This is a genomic window from Dysgonomonas termitidis (assembly GCF_042654545.1).
GTDB lineage: Bacteria > Bacteroidota > Bacteroidia > Bacteroidales > Dysgonomonadaceae > Dysgonomonas > Dysgonomonas termitidis.
This window is the reverse complement of sequence record NZ_JBHSGN010000120.1, coordinates 12,765-37,151: the sequence shown is the minus strand read 5'-3', so window position 1 is coordinate 37,151 and position 24,387 is coordinate 12,765. Positions and strand designations below refer to the sequence as shown.

The 24,387-nt window shown below is 42.7% G+C and carries 19 protein-coding genes; 8 read left to right on the top strand and 11 right to left on the bottom strand.

The window, feature by feature from the left end; all coding sequences use genetic code 11:
• Positions 1-214: 214 nt before the first annotated feature.
• The 4 genes from ACFO6W_RS19795 (at position 215) to ACFO6W_RS19780 (ending at position 9,052) form a co-directional block, all read left to right on the top strand.
• Positions 215-5,779 (top strand): alpha-2-macroglobulin family protein, encoded by a 5,565-nt coding sequence (locus ACFO6W_RS19795; protein WP_379999650.1) that lies wholly within the window; start codon positions 215-217, stop codon positions 5,777-5,779.
• 140 nt (positions 5,780-5,919) lie between these two features.
• Positions 5,920-6,774 (top strand): hypothetical protein, encoded by an 855-nt coding sequence (locus tag ACFO6W_RS19790; RefSeq protein WP_379999648.1) that lies wholly within the window; start codon positions 5,920-5,922, stop codon positions 6,772-6,774.
• Positions 6,775-6,784: 10 nt separating this feature from the next.
• Positions 6,785-7,654 (top strand): hypothetical protein, encoded by an 870-nt coding sequence (locus tag ACFO6W_RS19785; RefSeq protein ID WP_379999646.1) that lies wholly within the window; start codon positions 6,785-6,787, stop codon positions 7,652-7,654.
• 12 nt (positions 7,655-7,666) lie between these two features.
• Positions 7,667-9,052, top strand: coding sequence for a hypothetical protein (locus tag ACFO6W_RS19780; protein WP_379999644.1), 1,386 nt, complete (start codon positions 7,667-7,669; stop codon positions 9,050-9,052).
• 4 nt (positions 9,053-9,056) lie between these two features.
• Here the strand turns inward: ACFO6W_RS19780 and ACFO6W_RS19775 are convergent, their stop codons facing one another.
• From ACFO6W_RS19775 to pgeF, 5 genes are all read right to left on the bottom strand, one after another.
• On the bottom strand, positions 9,057-10,253 hold the full coding sequence (locus ACFO6W_RS19775; RefSeq protein WP_379999642.1) for an MFS transporter: 1,197 nt from the start codon (positions 10,251-10,253) through the stop codon (positions 9,057-9,059).
• A gap of 512 nt (positions 10,254-10,765) precedes the next feature.
• The gene (locus ACFO6W_RS19770; protein WP_379999641.1) at positions 10,766-11,641 is read right to left on the bottom strand and encodes a carbon-nitrogen hydrolase; all 876 of its coding nucleotides are present in this window, start codon (positions 11,639-11,641) and stop codon (positions 10,766-10,768) included.
• Positions 11,642-11,716: 75 nt separating this feature from the next.
• A complete protein-coding gene (locus ACFO6W_RS19765) occupies positions 11,717-11,941 on the bottom strand; it encodes a hypothetical protein (RefSeq protein WP_291111854.1) in 225 nt (74 codons plus the stop codon).
• 13 nt (positions 11,942-11,954) lie between these two features.
• Entirely contained in the window at positions 11,955-12,992 is a 1,038-nt protein-coding gene (locus ACFO6W_RS19760) for an agmatine deiminase family protein (RefSeq protein ID WP_379999638.1), read from the bottom strand.
• A 48-nt stretch (positions 12,993-13,040) separates the two neighbouring features.
• Positions 13,041-13,850: a peptidoglycan editing factor PgeF gene (gene pgeF, locus ACFO6W_RS19755; RefSeq protein WP_379999636.1), complete on the bottom strand. Its 810-nt coding sequence runs from the start codon at positions 13,848-13,850 to the stop codon at positions 13,041-13,043.
• A gap of 137 nt (positions 13,851-13,987) precedes the next feature.
• Here pgeF and ACFO6W_RS19750 point away from each other — a divergent pair, with 137 nt between their 5' ends.
• On the top strand, positions 13,988-14,281 hold the full coding sequence (locus ACFO6W_RS19750; protein WP_379999634.1) for a hypothetical protein: 294 nt from the start codon (positions 13,988-13,990) through the stop codon (positions 14,279-14,281).
• A gap of 123 nt (positions 14,282-14,404) precedes the next feature.
• Here ACFO6W_RS19750 and obgE read toward each other — a convergent pair whose 3' ends face one another.
• The 4 genes from obgE to ACFO6W_RS19730 form a co-directional block, all read right to left on the bottom strand.
• The gene (gene obgE / locus ACFO6W_RS19745) at positions 14,405-15,562 is read right to left on the bottom strand and encodes a GTPase ObgE (RefSeq protein ID WP_379999632.1); all 1,158 of its coding nucleotides are present in this window, start codon (positions 15,560-15,562) and stop codon (positions 14,405-14,407) included.
• A gap of 88 nt (positions 15,563-15,650) precedes the next feature.
• Entirely contained in the window at positions 15,651-16,223 is a 573-nt protein-coding gene (locus tag ACFO6W_RS19740) for an adenylate kinase (RefSeq protein WP_379999630.1), read from the bottom strand.
• Positions 16,224-16,292: 69 nt separating this feature from the next.
• The gene (hpt, locus tag ACFO6W_RS19735; protein WP_379999628.1) at positions 16,293-16,832 is read right to left on the bottom strand and encodes a hypoxanthine phosphoribosyltransferase; all 540 of its coding nucleotides are present in this window, start codon (positions 16,830-16,832) and stop codon (positions 16,293-16,295) included.
• 149 nt (positions 16,833-16,981) lie between these two features.
• A complete protein-coding gene (locus ACFO6W_RS19730; RefSeq protein WP_379999626.1) occupies positions 16,982-17,674 on the bottom strand; it encodes an AIM24 family protein in 693 nt (230 codons plus the stop codon).
• 301 nt (positions 17,675-17,975) lie between these two features.
• Here ACFO6W_RS19730 and ACFO6W_RS19725 point away from each other — a divergent pair, with 301 nt between their 5' ends.
• Positions 17,976-18,935 (top strand): acyltransferase family protein, encoded by a 960-nt coding sequence (locus ACFO6W_RS19725; RefSeq protein ID WP_379999624.1) that lies wholly within the window; start codon positions 17,976-17,978, stop codon positions 18,933-18,935.
• Between the two features lie 261 nt (positions 18,936-19,196).
• Here ACFO6W_RS19725 and ACFO6W_RS19720 read toward each other — a convergent pair whose 3' ends face one another.
• Positions 19,197-20,366 (bottom strand): acyltransferase family protein, encoded by a 1,170-nt coding sequence (locus tag ACFO6W_RS19720; RefSeq protein ID WP_379999622.1) that lies wholly within the window; start codon positions 20,364-20,366, stop codon positions 19,197-19,199.
• 122 nt (positions 20,367-20,488) lie between these two features.
• Positions 20,489-22,636 carry a ribonuclease R gene (gene rnr, locus ACFO6W_RS19715; protein ID WP_379999620.1) on the bottom strand — a complete coding sequence of 716 codons (2,148 nt, stop codon included), beginning with the start codon at positions 22,634-22,636 and terminating at the stop codon, positions 20,489-20,491.
• A 190-nt stretch (positions 22,637-22,826) separates the two neighbouring features.
• Between rnr and tsaB the strand changes: the two genes are divergently transcribed.
• Positions 22,827-23,531 (top strand): tRNA (adenosine(37)-N6)-threonylcarbamoyltransferase complex dimerization subunit type 1 TsaB, encoded by a 705-nt coding sequence (gene tsaB / locus ACFO6W_RS19710; protein WP_379999618.1) that lies wholly within the window; start codon positions 22,827-22,829, stop codon positions 23,529-23,531.
• Positions 23,532-23,610: 79 nt separating this feature from the next.
• The gene (locus ACFO6W_RS19705) at positions 23,611-24,372 is read left to right on the top strand and encodes a TSUP family transporter (RefSeq protein ID WP_379999616.1); all 762 of its coding nucleotides are present in this window, start codon (positions 23,611-23,613) and stop codon (positions 24,370-24,372) included.
• Positions 24,373-24,387: the final 15 nt, after the last annotated feature.

Genomic DNA, 24,387 nt, shown 5'->3' with positions numbered 1-24,387 from the left:
GCAAAGTTAAGGGATTGACCTTTTTTATTGGATAATTCTATAAATAGCAACTTGAATTAGTTAATAAATTACATGAAGCCATATGGCCATTTCGTCACCGGAAAAGGCAACTTCCTACAATTACTCCTTTTAGCCTTCTGCTAATCGCAAATATTCTTTTATATTTGTGAATTAGTATATAATAAAATCGCATCGGACACAAATAAATATAACTATGAAAAAAAATCTTTTCCTCATCCCTGTTTTTCTTTTATCGTGTCTTTTTATAGTGAATTCATGTAAGAAGGGCGGTACCCGTGAAATTAATTCCGAGTTTGCAAAATACATTGCAGCATTCACCTACGGAAAAGTTTCATCTTCTTCCGAAATACAAATCGAGTTGACGCAGGATATTCCGACTGTGGAATTGAATAAGGAAATCGATCAGAAGCTGTTTGAATTTTCTCCGTCAATAAAAGGGAAAGCTTACTGGTCAAGTTCCCGCACCATAAAATTCGTCCCTGATGCCGGAGAACTGAAGCCGGGTCAGGAATACGAAGCCTGGTTCAAACTGGATAAGGTGCTGAAAGTAGAGAGCGAGTTTAAAGAATTTTATTTTCATTTCCATATTCCGGAACAGAATTACAGTGTCAGCCTGATGCCATACTCTCCTATCAAAGAGACCGACCTTAAATGGAACGCTGTGCAGGGAACCGTATTGCTGGCCGATGATGCGCAGCTTGATAATGTAACTAAAATGTTTTCACTATCGGGTGGAGATAAGGCCAAAGACGCGAAGATAAAGATTACTCCGACTGAAACAAAAGGGCGTTTCAGCCTTTTAGTAGATAGCCTATACCGGGACAATTCAGATATTGAATATACGCTTCATGTAAAAGGGGATGCCATAGGATTGAAGAAGAACGAAGATATAAAGATCGTCATTCCTAAGATATCACAGTTTGAAGTAATAGATGTGGGTATGGAATACGATCCGCAGGAGTGTATCCGTGTTACTTTTAGCGACCCGCTCTCACTTAGCCAGAATATACAAGGTTTGGTGAAGCCCGGGGCCATCGAAAGTTTTTCATTCGACATAGACAGGAATGTGTTGAGGTTATATCTGGATAAAACAACCCGGGGATCGAGTGTCGAGCTCAAGATATTCAGGGAAATAAAGAGTGTGGCGAATATGCGCCTCAAGGACGATTATACTTACAGTGTCAATTTCCGGAAAAATAGTCCGGAGATAAAAATGGTGGGTTCGGGAAATATTCTCCCTAATTCCGATAACCTTATAATTCCGTTTCAGGCAGTCAATCTGTGGGCAATAGACGTAAAAGTGATTAAGATATTCGAAAATAATATCTTGGGCTATCTGCAAGCCAACGATTTTGGCGAGAGTGATGAGTTGAAACGCTTCGGCCGTCTTATATTAAAGAAACGTATTCGTCTGGACGAAGATCCTACAATGAAACTCGAAGAGTGGAACAACTTCTCCCTCGATTTGGCTACAATGATTAAGCAAGATCCGGGAGCTGTCTATAAGGTGGAATTTTCGATGAAGAAGGAGTATTCATTATTCCCTTGTGGTGGCATAACTCCTCAGATACCCGAAGAGGCCAGTCTCGAACGATTCGATAATAAACTGACCGAAGAGGACGAAGCCCAATGGGACAGGCCGGGATATTACTATTCCGATGACTGGGATTGGGATAATTACAACTGGGCTGAAAGAGAGAACCCATGCGACCCTACATTCTATATGAATAAGACGTATAGTTGTGTGGTGCTGGCATCTAACATAGGGATAACAGCAAAACTGGGAGCCGATAAGAAAATGTTTGTCGCGCTGACCGATATTCTTACCACTAAACCCATATCGGGCGGAGTAGTAGATATCTATAATTATCAGATGCAGCGGATAGGTAGCGGAAAAACTGATGGAGACGGATTCGCCGATATAGACTATAAAGGTGGCGTGCCATTTGTCGTAATTGCTTCTCGCGAGAAGGAAAAAGGCTACTTGAAAGTAACTTCAAATCTTTCCCTTTCATTGAGTAACTTCGATGTAAGCGGTAAAGAAATAAAGAAAGGATTGAAAGGTTATATCTATGGCGAACGTGGGGTGTGGCGTCCGGGCGATTCCATATTTGTAACGTTCATTCTGGAAGATAAGGCCAAGACCCTGCCGAAAGAACATCCGGTATCACTCGAACTTTATACCCCTCGCGGGCAAATGGCCCAACGATATACAGCTACTTCGGGCAAGGATGGCTTTTATCCGTTCCGTATGGCTACGGATGCCAATGCGATTACCGGTAACTGGCAGGCAAGAGTGAAAGTGGGAGGTGTTACATTCTATAAAACATTAAAGATAGAGACGGTGAAACCAAACCGCCTGAAAATCCGTCTCGATGTAGGCGATATGATTAATGCCGGTTCAGGCTCATTCTCCGGTTCATTATCTTCACAATGGCTGCATGGCGCTCCGGCTGTAAATCTGGCGGCTAAAGTGGAAATGACTTTGAGTTCGGCGCGCACACCTTTCAAGGGATATGAGCAATATGCGTTTAATAATCCGGCGTCAAACTTTACTTCGGATACATATACCATCTTCGATGGCAGGCTGGATGCTTCCGGCAATGCGACTATAAGGGCGAATCTTCCTCAGGCGGCAAGTGCACCGGGCATGTTGCGGGCCAATATTGTTTCGCGTGTTTTCGAATTGGGAGGCGATGCCAGCATCTATACACAGACTGCCGCTTATTCTCCGTTTTCAGCTTATATAGGAATTAAATCTCCGACCGATACTCAATACGGATGGCTGGAGACCGATAAGGACAATATGATAGATATTGTTACCCTTACACCTGAGGGCAAACCTCTCAACCGGTCTGACCTGGAGGTCAGGATATATAAACTCGACTGGTCCTGGTGGTGGAATTCCAACGATAATCTGTCTTCATATGTAAATAATACATCAACAAAAGTTATCCTCGACCAGACCATTTCTACTTCAGGCGGGGGAAAAGCGAAAGTGAAGTTCCGTGTCGATTATCCTGAATGGGGACGCTATCTGATTATGGTAACCGATGGACAGGGAGGGCATACATCAGGCCGTTTGTTATATGCCGACTGGCCGTCATGGCGTGGGCGTTCCGATAAGCAAGACCCTAGTGGACTGACAATGCTTTCATTCACAACGGATAAACAGTCATATAAGGTAGGGGAAACAGTTACTGTTATCCTTCCTAAGAGTTCTGACGGCCGGGCTTTACTAAGCCTGGAAGATGGTTCCCGCATCATTTCCCGTGAATGGGTAACCACTACGGCCAAAGAAGATACCAAGCACACATTCAAAGTAACTGAGGAGATGGCGCCTAATTTCTATATCTTCGCCAGCCTGTTCCAGCCTCATGCGCAGACGGATAATGACTTGCCTATCCGCATGTATGGCGTACTGAATATAAATGTAGAAAATAGCGAGACCAAATTGTCTCCTGTAATAACGATGCCTGACGAGTTACGTCCTGAAAAAGAATTTACTGTGTCCGTATCTGAAAAGAACGGTAAAAATATGACCTATACTCTTGCCATTGTAGATGAAGGATTACTCGATCTTACTTCGTTCCGCACGCCGGATGCATGGGATGAATTCTATTCCCGTCAGGCTCTGGGTGTCCGCACATGGGATATGTTCGATATGGTGGTAGGTGCCCAAACAGGAAAGTTGGGGCCACTATTGAGCATAGGAGGGGACGAAGCACTGAAACCGGGTAATAATACAATGAGCCGCTTCAAACCGGTAGTGAAATATCTGGGGCCTTATACGCTCGGAGGAGGTAAAAAGGATACGCACAAGATAACCTTACCTCCGTATTTTGGTTCGGTTCGCGTGATGGTTGTTGCCGGAAATGCAAAGGGGGCGTATGGCAACGCAGAGAAGGCAGTCCCTGTTCGCAATCCGTTGATGATACTATCTACCTTGCCGCGCGTGGCAGGGCCTGATGAAGAAATACTTCTTCCTGTCAATGTATTCGCAATGGATAAGAAGATAAAGAATGTAAGTCTGACAGCACAGTCTACAGGCCTGTTCCAGTTCACAGAGGGAACTTCCAAATCGGTAACATTTACCCAGACAGGCGACAAGATGGTTTATTTCAAAGTGAAAGTAGGGAAGAAGACCGGGTTTGAAAAGATAGTAGTCAAAGCTACAGGTAATGGAGAGTCGGCAACAGAAACAATTGACATAGAAGTGCGGAATCCGAATCCGCCGGTACTGTTATCTTCTCAGGCATTGGTTCCTGCTAATGAGACTGCTGAACTGGAGATCGCTTTCGAATCGTTGCGAAGCGAAGATTGGGCAAAGATGGAGGTATCGCGTATGCCGGGAGTGGATCTGAACAAGAACCTGTCTTACTTGCACGATTATCCTCACGGATGTTCCGAACAGGTGACATCCAAGGTATTCCCGCTGTTGTATGTACAGGCATTCCGTCCATTCTCCAATAAAGAAAAGGATGTGATAGACAACAATATAAGAGAAGGGATAAGGATGATAACCTCACGTCAGCTGATGGATGGAGGTATCGCGTACTGGCCGGGTAATACCGTGCCGAACGAATGGGTAACGACTTATGCGGGGCATTTTCTTGTCGAAGCCCAGCGGGCAGGGCGTGATGTGCCGGCATCGGTACTGGCAAAATGGAAGCAGTTCCAGAAAAAGGCTGCCCAGACATGGAACAGGGCAGATCTTTATACTTCTTATTACAGCAATTCGATGGCCGATCTGCAACAGGCATATCGCCTGTACACGCTTGCCCTTGCCGGAGAGCCTGAACTGGGAGCTATGAACCGTCTGAAAGAAATGAGTGGATTGTCGGCACAGGCACGCTGGCGATTGGCCGCGGCTTATGCACTTGCAGGTAAAAAGGACGCAGCGAATCAGTTGATAACTAATCTTAGCGATCAGGTCAGCCCTTATTCATTCAATAATAATACATACGGCAGTTCATCCCGTGATATGTCGATGATAATGGAAACATACCTGCTGCTGGGAAGAACCGAAAAAGCGCTGGCTCTGTCATTTAAGGTGTCGGAAGCCCTGAGCGGCGGATATATCACTACTCAAACGGCAGCTTACGGACTGATAGCGATGTCGAAGCTCGCCGAAAAAATGGGTAAAGGTGTTATCTCCTATGAATGGGAACTGAATGGGGTGAAACAAACAACGGGAAATTCCGGAGAGGTTTTTCAGGAAGTTGTTGTTAAGCCACAGGAGAAAGTACATGTCTCCATCAAAAATAAAGGACAGGGGCAGATTTTCGTCCGTTTGCTTGGACGTACTCAGCCGGTTGTAGATAATACTCCGGCTCAGAGTAACGGGACGAACCTGTATGTGAAGTATGTGGATGAGAACGGTAAGGAGATAGATGTCACTTCCCTGAAGCAGGGTACGGAGTTCTTTGCCAACGTAATCGTACAGAATATATCGGGACAATATCTGACTGATATGACCCTGAGCCAGATATTTCCTTCGGGATGGGAGATATTCAATACCCGTCTGTTCAACGAAGCGGATAGCAGGACGGCCGGTTCGTTCAATTATCAGGACATAAGGGACGACAGGGTATATACCTATTATAATATTGGTTCCGGTTATTCGTCTTCGTTCCGCATCAGGTTGCAGGCCGCGTATTGCGGAAGGTTCTACCTCCCTGCGATAAGTAACGAGCCTATGTATAATCCGTCGGAGCAAAGCCGTACCACGGGACGGTGGGTAGAAGTAAGACAATGATTAGCAGATTAGCAAATGGCGCGGAGCGACAAAACTGAAAGCTCCTGTCTTGCCTACTTGTAACTTGTAACTCGTAACTAAAAATAGGGTGTTTATCAAATAAATACCCTACTTTTGTATCTTATAATAACACAACATCAATGAAGAGAGCAGTCTGTACATTCGGCAGCTATTATTTGACCGAAGGTTTCCCCCGCTTCAGAAAGATGTGCGAAAGCATGGATATATTCGATGATATCCATACCGTTTGCGAAAAGGATCTGGACAAGGACTTCTATAAACTCTGGGGCAGGTATCTTATACCTTATTCCCGGGGATTCGGTTACTGGTGCTGGAAACCTTACTTCATCCTCAAAATTCTGGAAGGAATGCAGGATGGCGATGTGCTTCTCTATTCCGATATCGGTTGCTATTTCAACCCTAAAGGACGCGAACGGCTGCTGGAATACTATGAGATGGTGGAAAATACTCCCACAGGCATTCTCGGTGTTAAGAGTCAGGAAGTGAGCTATAATGGTATGCCCGAAACACTCTATTATGAATACGAGTGGACCAAAGGAGATGTCTTTGCCTACTATAATGTATATGAGGATAAAGCATATACTCATACTCCCCAGTTCGAATCCACAATCATTTTCTTTAAGAAAAGCCCTCTGGTGATGCAGTTTGTAAAAGACTGGTATCAGGCTTATCTGGACGATTATAGTCTGGCCACAGATTCTCCTTCACGTGTGCCGAACTTGCCCGGCTTTAAAGAGAACAGGCACGACCAAAGCATCTATTCCATCCTGGGAAAGAAATACGGCATAGTCGGGATTTCTACGAACGAGATCTTTCAGCGCGACTGGTCTCTGTTGGATACCTATCCCATACAGGCCCGCCGCGATAAATATTATACAAGCAAGTACCACTACAAGCACCGTTTCAGGTTGAGGAAGCTCTATCGAAGATTGTGGGCGGTGAAATATTGGTTCAAAGACTTATTCAACAATTAACACGACCTACATGAAGAGAGTTTTATGCACATTCGGCAATTACCCCATGTTCAAGGGAGCGGAACGATACCGGAAATCCGCTGAAAGCCTGAATGTTTTCGATGAAATATATACCTATAACGACAAAGATCTCGATGCCGGTTTCAGGAAGAAGTGGGGACGGTATCTGATCCCTTATTCCCGCGGATTCGGCTACTGGTGCTGGAAGCCCTATCTGGTACTGCAGACACTGGAAAGGATGAATGACGGTGATGTGCTCCTGTATGCCGATTTGGGTTGCTTTTATAATCCTGACGGACGCAAACGTATGCTGGAATACTACGATATAGTGGATAAGTCGGAAACGGGTATCCTTGGTGTCAGGGGGCAGGTGATACCCACCAACGATATGCCTGAGATGATACGCTGCGATTATGAATGGACGAAGGGAGATGTTCTTGACTATTTCGGTGTCAGGGATGACCGATATTACACGCATACGACCCAATTCGAGTCTGGTATCATATTTTTTAAGAAAAGCCCTCTGGTGATGCAGTTTGTAAAAGACTGGTATCAGGCTTATCTTGACGATTACAGCCTGGCTACCGACTCTCCTTCGCGGACTCCGAATCTGCCTGGCTTTAAGGAAAACCGGCACGACCAAAGCATATATTCCATTTTAGGAAAGAAATACCGGATAGCTGAATTTTCTACAAATGAGACATGCCCTTTCGATGAACATTACGACTGGAGCTTACTAAAAGATTATCCGATATGGGCAACCCGCAATCTCTATTATAAATCGACTTTCCACTACAAACATCGCTACAGGTACAGGCAACTTTATACCAACTGGTGGAAGGTAAAGTATTTCTTCAAAGACCTTTTAGGAAAATCATAAGCCGGAATCGCTATGGATATGAATAAGGCCGGAAAGGCTCGTCTGATCTTCTTTGGTATCGCATTTTTCCTGCTTACCTTTAGCTTTTACAGCAACCTTTTCAAGGTGGCAGTACCCGTTCATTATAAGGAATACGAGACTTTTGAAGAAGGTCTTGTGATAGGCCGGATGGTAAAGGCCGAGAAAGACGGGTTCTTCGCCTCATCAGGATTCATGGGTGTGAATTATATCAAACCCGATAGCGTAAAGGATGCACTGCGTGTTGATGACCTAGGCTTGCGAGATTCAATTGTATCCGGAAACCGGTTCGATCAGATTAGGTATTATCTTGGCGAGAAGGATGCTCCTGACGGCTACTGTGTCTATGTGAGCCATTCGGGTGGGCAGGCCTCTCTCTATTACCTGATACAGAAAATACTCCCTTTCAGCAATGATATTAACTATCAGATACTCCGTTTCCTGAATGCCATGCTGATGGCGATGGGTTTCCTCGTATTTACCGGCTGGGTGTTGCGCAACTTTGGGATTACTCCTGCCATTATCACTTTCCTGTTTACATTCCTTTCTCCTAAGATTGTTATGTTTGGCGGGAATGGGCTATGGTGGTCGCTGTGGAACTTTTATGTTCCCTTCCTCGCCCTGCTCTTGCTCCTGGAGAAAAGGTACTCGTCTCCGGGTACTGTGTCCGATAGACGCATCTTTGTTTCGCTTTTTTTAGCCGTTCTGGTCAAGTTCTTCTTTTCGGGGCTTGAGTTCAGTTCTACGGCAATGCTGTCTATCTTTATCCCTATAGTGTATTATTCCTATCTGGAAAGGCAGCGGTTCGCAGAGTTCTTCGTGTTCTCTTTCAAAGCCGGACTAGCCGCTTTAGGTGCAGTATTGGTACAGTTTCTTGTTCTGATCCTTCAATTATGGACTTATCTGGGCGGTCTGGGAGGGGCCCTTGGCTACCTGCAAACGGCCTTTGTCCGTCGTTCATCGTTTGTCCAGTTCTCCGATCTGGAGGGAACGGATAACGACCCTTCCTCACTTTCGTTTGTATGGAACAATGTCATCAAATACTATCTTGGCGAAAATAGTTCGGACTGGGGTTTTACTCCTGTTTTCATCCGCTTCCGTTTCGTCTATCTCATATTCATTATCATTGTCTGCACGGGTATTGTTTGGTTTCTTACCCGTAAATTACATGATCGTAAATACGTGGCTTTGATACTGGCGACACTCTTCTCGGTGGTATGCCCTTTATCATGGTACATTATTTTCAAAGAACACGCGTTTTGGCATATACAACTCGATGTGATCGTATGGTACATGCCTTTCCTTTTGCTCGGCTTTGCCGTAATAGGTACGGCAATATCTCTGCTGATGTCCGGGATAAAACGGACAGGAAAGCTGTAAGTGCTTACATCTTGTATTTAGTCCTGTTACACAGCAATATATGTATGGATAAACAAAGCAGGATAAGCAGGCTCCCGACACTCACAACGCCGTCCCATCCATAATACTGCCAAGCGATCCCGCCGAGGAATGTGCCTACCGAGCCTCCAATGAAATAGGATACCATATATACCGTATTCAACCTGTTGGAAGCCTCCGGATGAGTAGAGAAAACGATAGTCTGGTTAGTGACATGCATGCCTTGTAGTCCCATATCGAGGAAGATAATGCCTGCAATCAGCCCGATATAGGTATTTCCGGAGAAACCGAATATTCCCCACGATAGAAGCATCAGGAGGCAAGCTATAAAGATTATCTTATTCTTGTCTGCTTTTCCCGAAACAGAGCCGGTAACGGATGCTGCCAATGCGCCCGCGATCCCGACAAGTCCCAGCGAACCCGCGACATCACTACCCTGAAAGAAGGGCGCTTGCTCGAGCCTGAAAGTAAGTGTGGTCCAGAACATAGAAAAGGAGCCAAAGCCCAATGCGCCTCGCAAGGAAGCTAATCTAAGGCTTGGGATTTCTTTTGTATAGCGGAATATAGATCCCATTAATTGACTATATGTCCCTTTAAAGGTCGGTTGCATATCCGGCAACAGCCAAGCGATAAGAATGCCGAGTATGACCATCATTCCGGCTGCAACGTAAAACACTTCGCGCCAGCCGAGATACTCACCCAGCAAACCGCTGAAAACACGTGAGGCCAGTATGCCGATAAGCAGTCCGCTCATTACTATTCCCACATTTCTGCCTTTCTCTGCGGGTGCGGATAACTGGGCGGCTATGGGCACGAATATTTGAGGTACGACGGATGTCAGCCCGATAAAGAAACTGGCGGTAATCATTACTGTCAGTGACTTGCTAAGAGCGAAGATCAGTAATGAAATAATAATAAAGATAAAGTCTATCAGTACTATTTTTTTTCGCCTGAACATGTCTCCTAACGGAATTATGAGCAAAAGCCCTGCGGCATAGCCTATCTGGGTAAACATGGCAACCCTGCTGGCCGCGGCTTCGGACTCGCCGAGCTCTTTGGCTATCATGCCCAATAAGGGTTGGTTGTAATAGTTATTCGCTACAACCAGTCCGGCTCCGACTGCCATCAGCCAGAGCGTACCTTTTGTGAGGTACTGTTTATTTTCGTCGTCAGTTAAAATCATTTTTCAAAATTAGCCATTGGCAATCAGCTTAGATCGCCACAATATTTTTATTAAAAACCAATGTGTTAATAGTATAATGCGATAAAAGGTAACAGATATTTCAGCTATTAGCTGATAGCTTTTAGCCGTTAGCTTTGGCTGTTGCGCAAGTGACTTTCAGTTAGCAGTTAACAGTATTCTCACGCAGAGACGCAAAGACGCAAAAAGTAACAAAGGTAACAGAAATATCAGTTAACAGTAAACAGTTAGCAGTAAACAGTTAACAACTTGTATCTCGTATCTTGTTTACTTGTAACCCGTAACTGCCCAAAGGGCGAAGTAACTTGTAACTGCTTTAATCAATACTTCAAAGAACTATATAAGCTAACAGCTTATAGTTGTATAGATAAATTTATTCGGGATAATGTACATTTTATTCCCGGTTTCTGAACATATCCTATAACATAGAAACTACACTCTGTCAGTCGGTCACTGGCAAAGAGTAAATATTATAAAGTTTTGTACATTTCCAATTAATCTATAAACCGCTTTGTTATATCCGCGAAATAATCGATGCGCCTGTCACGGAAGAACGGCCACCAGCGCCTTACCTGTTCGGAGCGTTTCATATCTATTTCCACAATCCGGACTTCTTCCTTGTCGTTCGGGGCCTGCCATAGTATTTCTCCCTGAGGACCAGCCACAAAACTGTTTCCCCAGAATGTAATGCCATTCGTTTGTCCCGACGGATCGGGTTCGTAACCTGTACGGTTAACTGATACCACATGTAAGCCATTTGCTACGGCATGTCCCCGCTGGGAGATTACCCATGCTCCTAGCTGGCGGTCTTTTTCTTCCTGCAAGTCGGTCGATTCCCAACCTATGGCAGTAGGATAAATGAGCAGATCGGCTCCGGCCATTGCCATCAGGCGGGCAGCTTCGGGGTACCACTGGTCCCAGCAAACCAGTACGCCCAGTTTGCCGAGAGATGTCTCGATAGGTTTGAATCCGAGGTCTCCCGGAGTGAAATAGAATTTTTCATAATAGGCAGGATCATCGGGAATATGCATTTTGCGGTATTTTCCGGCAATAGTTCCGTCTTTTTCCATTACCACAGCTGTATTGTGGTACAAGCCCGGCGCACGCCGCTCAAAGAGGGAGAGTACAATAACGACTCCCAGCTCTTTGGCCAGTGCTCCAAACTCGTCAGTCGACGGGCCGGGGATTGTTTCGGCAAGGTCGAAGATGTTGGTGTCTTCTACCTGGCAGAAATACAGTGAATTATGTAACTCCTCTAAAACGATAAGTTGTGCGCCTTGTTTTGCGGCGTCTTTTACTTTATTCCTGAGCCCTTCAATATTCTTCCTGATGTCGGGTGTATTGGCCTGTTGTATTAATCCTATTTTCATTTTATTTGTGAGTTACAAATTATAAATCAGATGGCTTTGAATCATTGGCATATTTGCTGATTGGCAAATTAGTAATCAATCCGGTAACTTTATTGTATCAGGCGACATTTCTATATGTTTCCCGAATTCTTCTATTCGCAGTTGTATATCGTCCAGAAATTCCTGTGTGCATCCGGCTTGTTTTGCATCTTCGTAATATTTTTTCAGTAGAGGGAGGAACAGTATATCATTTCCCGAAAATACCATTGCAGGAACGTCATTTTTTATACATCTGAATAATAATGCTTTCTGATCTTTCATTTCATGCAATATGTTATATAAAACTTTCGGGATACTGCATTGTAATGCAATGCAGGGAACCATGTTGCCTTATCAGCGGCGAGCAATCCACACCGATGATTTCCCTTGCCGGAAAAGCCTTTTGCAGTTGCTTACGGGCTTCTTCGTCCCTTTCCTTGTCGTTGTAGAACGGTAATAATACCACATTGTTCATAATAAGGAAATTGGCATATGTTGCGGGTAATCTTTGATTATCTTCGTCATATGCAGGTTCTGCCATAGGTAAAGCTACCAGTTTGTATGGGTTTCCCTGATAATCGGTAAATGTTTTGAGTTGCTCTTCCATTTTAGCAAGGGCATCGTAATGTTCGTCCGATGTATCCTCACATTTTACATAGGCTATCGTATGCTGGTCACAAAAGCGGGCAAGAGTGTCGATGTGGCTATCCGTATCATCCCCGGCAAAATAGCCGTGATCGAGCCATAGTACCCTGCTGAGGCCAAAAGTCTCTTTCAGATATTCTTCTATGCTTTCTTTCGAAAGGTATGAATTTCTGTTTGGAGATAATAAACATTCTGATGTGGTGAGCAGGGTTCCTTTCCCGTCCGATTCGATTGCTCCGCCTTCGAGTACAAAATCTTTTTTATTTATCAGTTCCACATCAGAAGCGAATATCTTTCCTGTAAATAATCCCCGGGTTATCTGATTATCAAAATTGGAGGCAAATTTCAAGCCCCATCCGTTGAACGTAAAATCATATACATATTTTTTGCCGTCCTTAATAACCGAGATGCCGCTATGGTCACGTGCCCAGGTATCGTTTGTAGGTAATTCAATCAGAGTGAGGTTGCCAAACAATTCTTTGTGCGCCCTCAATTCAAACCTTACGCTTTCTGCACTATAGCATACAATGACAAGCTTTTGCCTCTTTAATATTTCGTATGCTATGTTTACATAACAGGCGGTTACATCTTCGATCATGTATTCCCAATCGGTTCCAATATGAGGCCATGTCAGTTGTATTGCGCTTTGGGGATACCATTCGGGAGGTAAAAGTATAGGGTGAGCCATTTGTTTTTTATTCTAAAATGTTTATCAGATAGCAAAAATACAAAATAATTATTTTAATATACCACCTGTAACCATCCGTCCTGAATGAATGGTCTGACGCCGCGCAGAGAAAAATAGCTGAGGATTTGAATAGGTACAGAGGTTTGCAATTTCAATATTCTGTGCCGGTATGCCTGCATCATTTAAAATCAGTTTGTTTGCCTGTTGCAAATTCAGATGCATTTTTCCGGTCTCGGTGTTCCGGTAACCAATATCCTCAATTTGAAAACCTGCTTCCTGAAAGGTTTCTACTACTTCTTCACCCACTTCGAAACGCTCCTGTGATATACATGGAGCTATCCCGGCAAGTAAGTCTTTGGGATTGGAGCCAAAATGTTCTGTCATCCTTATCACTGTCTTTTCCGCAATCCGCGCAACAGTACCTTTCCATCCGGCATGTATGGCAGCCAATACTTCCTTGTGCGGGTCGTATATCAGTACCGGTACACAGTCGGCGGTAGTAACTCCTATGCATATATTTTTCCGGTCTGTGATAAGGGCGTCGATGCCATATAGCTTCTTTTCTTTTTCCTCATCATTAAGATTTAAAAACTGTTCGTCTACAATGAATGTTTTGTCATCATGAGTCTGGCAGGGTATATACAGATTTTCTACAGGAACGCCTGCCACATTCGCAATGCGTTCTCTGTTTTCTTTTACATGTTCCGGATTATCACCTGAGTACAGGCCGAGATTGAGGGAACTGTATGCGCCTGTACTAACCCCGCCTTTTATGCTGGACGAAAAATGGAACAGATCAGACTGGGGAAATATAGAGAAACGGAAAAGTCCGATATTATTTAAAGAGAAATATTCCATAGTTAAATGCTTTCTTTTAAGGTCGCAGACCTGTTTTTTTTGTATCTGAAAGAACAATGGCCGGTTATATTTGAATAATGTTATACCGGACGCCTTCTTTACTTATTTATAATGAATTTATTAAACTACATAAAGTTATGAAAAAGATTTTGTTATTATTATTTATTCTTGCCTCTTCATCCGCTACATATGCGCAAACGGGAGATGGATCTTTGTATTATAACAATATAGAGGTCTATAAAGATTTGCAGCTTTCATTTAAACAAACCGCACAAATCAAAGACTTGAAGAGGGAGGTGAAAAAACAGTTTCAGGCAATTAGGCGCGACAGAACGATTCCGGGACAACGAAAAGGGCAGCGTAAACACGCTTTGGCTTTGAAATATAAACCGGGGAAAAATGAGACTCCAGTCATTGAAAGATACTTATAGGTTGAGGAAAGAATCTCTGAAAAGAGGAAAGGAAGCAGCTAAGAACGTTTTTTCGTGATAATGAAATAAAAAATAAGGCCTGTGGAAAATATTCTACAGGCCTTATTCTATTCTATAATTGAATTATTCCGTTTCATCCTCCTCGTAGAAGAATCCGTCCACTTCGTCTTCTTCATCCCAGTCCTCTTCCTCGTAATCATCTTCCGGTATAGAGTCATCCTCTTCATCAAACTCTACTGTCTTAATATCCAGATTGCGATGTGTTATATTGAATGATTTCTGATATTCTCCGTCAGCATTCAGTTCACGCCACAATAAATCTTTCAGTGCCACAAGGTTATAGCCTGTAATGGATGAGATGAATATATGAGGTATCTCCGGCAGATCGGCTTCCAGAGCTTCCATCAGTTCTTCGTCCAGCATGTCGGATTTAGATATGGCCAGTACCCGTCGTTTATCCAGTAATTCGGGGTTGAACTGAGCCAGTTCGTTGAGCAGAACCCTGTATTCCTGATGAATGTCGTCCGCGTCGGCAGCTATAATGAACAATAATAATGAATTCCGCTCAATGTGTCGCAGGAAACGCAATCCCAGGCCTTTCCCCTCACTTGCTCCCTCTATAATGCCCGGAATGTCGGCCATTACAAACGATTTGTAGTCACGGTAACTGACAATTCCGATCTTCGGTTCCAGTGTAGTAAACGGATAGTTGGCTATTTTGGGTTTTGCAGCAGTCATGACCGAGAGTAAAGTAGATTTGCCGGCATTCGGGAATCCGACCAGCCCCACATCGGCCAATACTTTGAGCTCTAATATCACTCTGCGTTCCTGATACGGTTCTCCCGGTTGAGCATATCGCGGCGCCTGATTGGTCGGCGTTTTGAAGTGGTTGTTCCCACGGCCGCCCTTGCCCCCTCTCAGCATGATAACCTCCTGTCCGTCTTCGGTTACATCACATAGATATTCTCCCGTTTCGGCATCATAGGCCACTGTTCCGCAAGGGACATCTATTATCTTGGTTTCGCCTTTTTTACCGGAACTTAACCTGCCGGAACCGCTTTCGCCGTGTCCTGCAAGAATATGGCGTTGAAACTTCAGATGGAGCAATGTCCATAAGTTCCGGTTGCCACGTAGTATCACATGACCACCGTCACCACCGTCACCGCCGTCAGGTCCACCTTTAGGTATGTATTTTTCACGACGGAAGTGAGTCGATCCTCTACCACCCTTGCCCGAACGGCAATAAATTTTGACGTAATCTATAAAATTTGAATCTGCCATATTTAGCTATAAGTTACGAGTTACAAGTTACGAGTTACAAGTAAAGCGGCTTGTAACTCGTAACTTGTAACTCGTAACTACAATAATATTATTTCACTTTGTCTACAGCTTCAGCTATAAGACCGAAGATTTCTTCCACAGTGCCTACACCCTTTATAGAGGCAAGTTTACCTGTGTTTTTATAATGTTCTTTTAATGGGGATGTCTGATTTTTGTAAACGTCGAGACGGGATTTGATTGTTTCCAGGTTATCGTCTGATCGTCCCGATTGTTGTCCGCGTTTGATAAGGCGGTCTATCAGTTCCGGTTCGTCCACTTCGAGGCTAACGACAACAGAGATATCCTGCCCCCTTTCCTTCAGCATCTTTTCCAAAGCCTCGCCTTGAGCAATGGTGCGGGGGAAGCCATCGAAGATAACTCCGGAAGCATCTTTCTTGCTGTCCAGCACATTTGCCAGCATACCGATAACTACATCGTCGGGTACCAGTTGCCCCTTCGAGATGTAGCCTTCCGCCAACTTGCCTAGTTCTGTACCGTTCTTCATTTCGGCGCGTAAAACATCGCCGGTAGAGATGTGCGCCAGATTATATTTCCTGATGAGGTTCTCGCTTTGAGTACCTTTTCCTGAGCCCGGCGCTCCAAAGATTATAATATTCAACATATTAATTAAGTTACATGTCACAGGCTCCGGTTATACGGTTTGTAAGAGTATGGCCTGCAAGATTTATATTTAAGAGTTCTTTATTTTATATATATCGGGAAGATTACGCCCGTATCCGTCGTAATCGAGACCGAAACCAACAATAAAATCACTAGGTATTTCCAATGCTACATAGTCCAGTTTGATGTCGTACTTCAAAGCGTCGGGTTTGAGCAAAAGTGTAGTTACCAGTATTTCTTCCGGCTCGTCGCAAACCAATTGTTCGAGCATTAATGACATTGTATAACCTGTATCTACTATGTCTTCCACGATGACAACTGTACGGCCTTTAATATCTTCTTCCAGCCCGTATATTTCTTTTATTTTCCCTGTCGAAGAAGTTCCTTTATAAGACGACATCTTTACAAAAGATACTTCACAAGGAATAGATACACGCTTCATCAATTCAGAGGCGTACATAAACGAACCGTTCAGCACGCAAATGAATAAAGGGTCTTTGCCGGCCAAATCTTTATTCAATCTGGCAGCTACATTGTCAATCGCTTTTTCTATAACTTCTTCCGTGAGAAAAAGATCAAATTCTTTATCCTTAATAGTCACCGTTTTCATAGATGATTTTACTCTAAATTGTTATTAAACTGCAAAAGTAGCATAAATCAGTTGATTGTCTATCATAATGATGGTATTTTAAATGTCTAAAAAAGAAAAAACGGGAAAACTGCCGTTGTCCCGTTCCTATAATTATCTGAGATAAATGTTTACTGAGGAGCTCCGTACACTTCTTCGCAAGGTTGAATAATCACCCAGCCCTCGCCTTCGAACATCATCTGGAAGCTTTCACCACTGCCTCGTCCAATAAATGTTTTAAGGGAAATATCGGTTTTCATCTGAGGGGTCAGGTTGCCTGACCATGCTACTGTGGCGTTAGGATCTGTGAATACAGGCTGTCCCGGTTTAACGATCAGTGTCATCGGATTGCCGTGAGTTGTGATGGCAATGTGTCCGGTTCCGCTCAGGCGTGCCTGGAATAAACCTCCACCCATAATGCCGGCAACACTTTTCATCATTTTTACTTCCGATTTAACTCCTTCTTCGTGTGCAAGGATATCATTGCCGTTCACGTTGATAGATTCGTTTTCCAGGTATAAGATGCGCACTCTTTTCTCTACGTCGGCTGCATAAATGCGTCCGGTACCTGTTGTTTTCATCATTGTGGTGCCTTCACCCGACATGGTTTTTTTAAGCAGGTTGCCGATACCTTTGCTCAGCATACCTTCTCTTTCAAATTTCACGTTTCCGGTATAAGCTACCATTGCTCCTTTTTTCAACATTACCATTTGGTTGTTGATATTAAGCTCAAGCATGTATGGGCTCTCTAATTGGAAAAAGTCGTTTTTTGACTCGTCTTGTGCTGTTTCTTCAATGAAAGCCTTAATGGAATACTTGTTCATAGTGTAAGGTTTAAAAAAATTAATAAATTAAAATGGTTTGTTTGTATTTGTTGTTTTTTTAAGTTCTAAAATTAGGGAAATAATCTTAAAGTTTGAAATAAAGTAATGAAAATAATTTGTTACAATATTGTTGAATGCGGGGGCACATATATAATCGCGAAAATGAAAAATCCAGTTTTTCAAAATAAAAAGTACAAAAAAAATGCAAATCACATCTACAATAAAGAGATATGATTTGCACAAAGATAATTAAACAGTATTTAAAGCATAATTAATCGCTTTTAATATTTATTTTTGCTATGTGAATAATCGAATTAATTGGATAGATATATTTAAAGGTATTGGTATAATTTGTGTTATTATAGCACATATTATTAATGATGGATTTATACATAAATTCATTTTCCTTTTTCATATGCCTTTATTCTTTTTTATTAGCGGCTATCTATATAAGCCTGAAAGGAAATGCGCTAAATATCTTTATAATAAGAGTATTTCTCTATTAATTCCCTACTTCATTTTTTTATTGATTATTTTTATGTTTCAATATGGAACTAATTACATTTACTATAATCTAAAGCATTCAGTTTTTTTATTTCTATGGGGAGGTACAAAACTTGCAGGCTGGACAGGGATATTTTGGTTTATTACTTGCTTTTTTATTACACAACAATTCTTTAATTTTCTATTTACCAAATGCAATAAAAGGCTTTTAATCTTGATTGCTTGCTTATTTTTATTACTTGCATACGTGAACTATATATTTTTTCAAACACTTTCATTACCGTGGGCTTTGAACCTTTTATTATACACCCTGCCGATTTTTTCGAGTGGGTATTTAATAAAGAAGTATGAGAATGTAATAATAAGTAAAAAGATATTAATTGTATCCCTATCCGCTATATCAATGATTGTATGTTTTTTATATCCCATTGTTTCAATCAATATAAAATATACTAATTATGGTGTACCCGTAATTTCCTTTTTGCTTGGCATAATTCTAATATTAGGTATTGTTCTTTTATCTCAACAAATATCAAAATATAGATTTATTACAAATATCCTATCTTATACGGGTAAAGCCTCAATGCCGATAATGTATCTACATCAATTTATACAGCTATATATACTTCAATATTATACGCCTAACATTCTGATTAGATTTGTTTTTGCCTTATTCATTCCATTATTAATTTATTGGATATTCTCAAAGTTCAGTATGACAAGACTCATTTTCTTAGGGATAAAACCTACAAAGTAATATTTCTTATATTTTCAAATATATTTCTATAAGAAGCGTCTTTGCAGATACCGATAGGGTCGCCGTTTCTATTATAAACGAAGTTACTAAACAAGCTATCGTGAGGCTGAGTGCCATCGTTTGTTACAACAATATTGCCCTTTATATCCCGAATGGCACATATTGATTCGTTTCCCGTATGTTGCAACCGAAAAATATTGTATTAGATTTTATTGGTCACCTGATGCATTGCATCGGATCAGTTTTTGAAAAATATCGCGATTATATTTTTATATAGATGTTCTTCTTATAAAGAATATTTCCTACGATCCAGCAAAGGCCTACAAAAACGAGAGCATATATCAAGGCGCCGAAATAATCGCCCAGATATGGTTGGAGCAGAACGGAATATATATACCCTTTGGCTGAGATGTATTCTCCATTGTACGGGAATACCGCCTGATAGGCCAGCGTGCCCAGTACTCCGGCCATAACATATATAAATAGAGGGTTAACCCCGAATGATTCGAAGAAAACGCTCCATTTCCTGTGCCCTTTTATATCTATTATCCAGATCAGCAAGGCGAGGAGGAGGGAGGCCAGCCCGCATGTTGCCAAAACGAATGTAGGCGTCCATATCTTCTTGTTGATAGGGCATCCGTAGCTGAGTAAAAATCCGGCAAAAGTGAGTATCGTTCCGGCAATGAACAGCCGGGATATCCGTTTGTCATTGTCCTTGGTATTCATTATGAGCTCACCGCAACAGAATCCGATGAGGACATGGGCTATGGCCGGAATGGTGCTTAACAGCCCTTCGGGGTCTAGAGCCAGTCCCGAATCTTTGTACATGTGATTCACTCCCAGTATAGCCCGGTCTACTATGGATACGATGCTGTTTTCACTTTTCTCGAACCCGTTTCCAAACAGAAGAAGCAGGAAGTAGGCGATCAATGTTGTGCCGATTATATACGGGATGTATTTATGCTTTACGGTAATAGCTATAATGGATGCAGCGCCGTAAGTCAAGGCCAGCCGTTGCATCACCCCTAACGTACGGAGATGGTCGAAGTCCGTTATTGACCTGAAAAAGCGCTCCCAGAATCCCAGGTTGTCAGCTTCCAGCATGTGGTATGTACGGAATGATAATCCGAGCCACGAAAGTCCCAGTCCGATTAAGAATATGACAATGGTGCGTTTGAGTATCTTGAGAAGAGTCGGAGTATTGAACTCGAAATTAAATTTCCGAAGGGAAATATAAGTGGATATTCCCATGATGAACATAAAGAACGGAAATACGAGGTCGGTAGGGGTTAACCCATCCCATGCAACGTGTTTTAGCGGGGCGTAGGTGTATTCTCCCGCACCGGAATTGTTTACCATTATCATTCCGGCGATAGTGATGCCACGGAGTACATCGAGAGACAATAGTCTTCCTGAAGGTTTTTGTGTCATTTTCTTATGTATCTGTTAGAAATAATGTTAACGGTATATAGATTACGAAAATAGCCATTTTAAGTATTTAAGCAAAGCAGCACGCCGGTTTTAACATCAAAATGGCGTGCTGCTTTGTATGTTTACTCTACCAAGGCAAAATCCAGTTGTTTACGTTCAAGGTTTGCCCGTGCTACTTTTATTTTCAGAGGATCGCCCAAGCTGTAGGTTCGTTTGTTGCGGCGTCCGCGCAAACAATAATTCTTTTCGTCGAATTCGTAGAAATCATCATCCAGATCGCGGATAGGAATCATTCCCTCACATTTGTTCTCATTTATTTCGGCATATAGGCCCCATTCTGTGATTCCTGAAATAACAGCGTCGAATACCTGTCCCAGTTTGTCGGACATATATTCTACCTGTTTGTATTTTATAGATGCTCTTTCGGCATTTGCGGCCAGTTGTTCCATTTCCGAACTATGTTCGCATTTGCTTTCATAAAGTTGTTTGCTCACACTGCGTCCGCCATCCATATAGCGGGTAAGCAAACGGTGAACCATCATGTCGGGATAACGGCGGATAGGGGAGGTAAAGTGAGTGTAATACTCAAATGCCAGCCCGTAATGTCCGATGTTGACCGTAGAGTATATCGCTTTGGCCATGGCACGGATGGCAATGGTAGAGATCAGATTTTCTTCCGGCTTTCCGCTTACCTCGTCCAACAGGTGATTGATAGATTTTGATACATTCGTTTTCGATCCGTCCACTTTTATTTTATATCCGAACCGGCGGATAAATTCAGAAAGGTTCTCCATCTTTTCCGCATTCGGCAGGTCGTGGATACGGTAAACAAATGTTTTTGCGTTCTTATTTTTCGGTACATTCCCGATGAATTCGGCAACGGTACGGTTAGCCAGAAGCATGAATTCCTCGATCAGCTTATTCGAATCTTTAGCATATTTAAAATATACGCTGATTGGTTTTCCTTTTTCGTCTATTTCAAATCTGACTTCATGGCGGTCGAACGCGATTGCTCCGTTATCGAAACGTTTTGTCCGTAACTTTTTAGCAAGGTCGTTCAATTTCAGCATTTCGTCCTTGTAGTCGCCCTCGCCGGTTTCTATAATGTCCTGCGCTTCTTCATACGTAAAGCGCCTGTCGGAATGTATGACTGTGCGGGCAATTCTGCTCTTCTTTATATTCGCGTCGTCATCGAGTTCGAATATGGCTGAATAACATAATTTGTCTTCGTGCGGACGAAGCGAACACAGTCCGTTGCTGAGCCGCTCAGGAAGCATAGGGATCGTTCTGTCGACCAGGTAAATAGATGTGGCCCGGCTTTCGCCTTCTTTGTCTATAATGTCGCCTTCCTGCACATAGTGTGTCACATCGGCGATGTGTACCCCGACTTCCCAACGGCCATTCTTAACCTGTTTGATAGAGAGGGCGTCATCGAAGTCTTTCGCATCGCGCGGGTCTATTGTAAATGTGAGTGTATTTCTGAAATCTTCACGTTTCGCGATTTCTTCCGGGGTGATTTCATCCGGTATCTTGTTGGCAAAAGCTTCTATTTTTTCAGGATATTTATATGGCAGGCCAAATTCGGCTAAGATGGCATTCATTTCTGTATTGTTCTCTCCGGCCTGTCCCAGTATGTCCAATACCTTCCCTATCGGATTCTTTGCTTTCTGAGGCCACTCCACTATTTCTACCAGAGCTTTGTCTCCGTCTTTACCTCCATTCAGTTTGTCTTTGGGTATAAATATGTCATTAGCCAGTATTTTACTGTCCATTACCAGAAAGGCGAATTGTTTCTGAACATCCAGTGTGCCTACGAAGGTTGTTTGCTTACGTTCGAGTATTTCCAGTACTTCGCCTTCCGTATCACGTCCTTTACGTTTGGCCAATATTTGTATTTTTACACGGTCGCCGTTCATGGCATGCGCCGAGTTTCGTTCGGCTATAAAGATATTATTGCTTTCGTCATCCGGTTTGAAAAAGTTTTTTCCGTTACTCCTTCTTTCGAATGTACCTTCGAGGAAGAGCCCGCGATTGTTCGATTTATATTTTCCGCGTACAGGTTCTACGATGAAGTCGTCTTCGAGCAGGTTGTACAGTATATTTGTGATTAATTGTTTTTCAGCAGGTTTTTTGAATCCCAGCTTTTCTGTGATTTGTTTAGGACTGAACGACTCGGTTGAGTTTCTATTGAAAAAATTTACGACGCTGTTTACTATATCTGCTTTTGATTTTCTCTTATCGGTTTTGTGCGGAGCTTTGTTCTTACTCATATATAATTTATTTCTTTAATTTCTATTGCCGGGCAAACATTAACGGGCTTGGAATGTTATTATCCCGGTTATTATTCGGAATTTCAAATGTACAAAAAAGAATTAAATTGTACATCTGATTCTTTGTGAATGAAATACTTTTGTCAGAAATTATGTAATTTTGTTTCTGAATTAAATGAAATACAAGATTATGCCTTGCATATTAAATATAGAAACAGCTACAGAAGTGTGTTCCGTAGCGGTGTCCGTAGACGGGCGGGTGGTTTTCCAAAAAGAAGAAACGAAGGGTCCTTCTCATGCGGTTTTACTGGGTACATTTGTAGATGAAGCAATGGAAATGCTTCGCGCGCAGAATCTGAAACCGGATGCTGTGGCGGTAAGTTGTGGTCCCGGTTCATATACAGGGCTTCGTATTGGTGTATCGGAAGCGAAGGGGCTTTGCTTTGGGCTGAATATCCCGTTGATTGCCCTTAATTCTTTAAAAATAATGGCAAACGGCGTATCTAAAATGAAAGATTTACAGGATTATACGTTGCTTTGTCCGATGATAGATGCCCGCCGGATGGAAGTGTACGATGTATTGTTAAATAAAGAATTACAGGAAGTTCGCCCTGTTAGTGCCGATATTATTGACGAAAATTCTTTTGCCGGTTATCTTGGCAAGGAGAGGATTGTTTTCTTTGGTAATGGCGCGGAAAAATGTAAGGCTGTATTGAAAAGTGAAGCGGCTTTGTTCTTAGACAATGTCTATCCGCGTGCTTTCAATATGATTGGTCTGGCTGAGGAGGCCTATGCCGCCGGAGATTTTGTAAATGTGGCTTATTTCGAACCTTTCTATCTGAAAGAATTTGTGGCTACTGCACTGAAGAATAAGGTGTTGGCCGCTGTGAAGTAATGAAGTAATATATCCGATAGTTAATAATGATTAGCCGGCCATCTTGTATGCAAATGACTATAAACTATACACCGGGATAATGGATTATACGGAGCAATTGCTAATAATCTGTCCTTTAATATTTATCAGCGGATTTATCGACAGTATTGCTGGCGGGGGAGGCCTGATCTCATTGCCGGCCTATAATGTCGCCGGCCTGCCTCCTCATTTTGCATTGGGAACGAATAAGTTCAGCAGCTGTATAGGTACATTTTTCAGTACAATGCGTTTTATCAGGAATAAGAGTTATGACCTGACAAGTGCAATACCGTCCATCTTGTTTGCATTTATAGGCTCCGCCATAGGGTCTAAAATTGCGGTTTGTCTCGATGCCGGAATTCTGCGATATATCCTTATTGCCGGTATTCCGGTTATTGCCGTCATTGTTTTTAAGAAAAAGAATTTTTCGAACATAGCTTCGAAAAATTTTTCGAAAGCCAGAATAATCACGCTGTCGTCTCTGATCGGCTTTGTTATCGGCGGATATGACGGTTTTTTCGGCCCCGGAACAGGCACTTTTCTTATCTTGGCTTATACTTCGGTTCTGGGACTGGATTTGCTGACGAGTATGGGGAATGCGAAGCTGGTTAATCTGACATCGAATTTAGCATCGTTAATTGTATTTCTTGCAGAAGGAAAGGTTCTTTTTGTTGTGGGAATACCTGCCGCCTTATGCGCTATCGCCGGGCATTATATCGGTAGCGGACTGGCTATTAAGAACGGGCAAAAAATCGTCAGGCCTATGCTGTTAGTGGTACTTATGCTACTTTTGACAAAGCTGGCGTATGATTTATCCTTTTGAATGATCTGTTTTTGA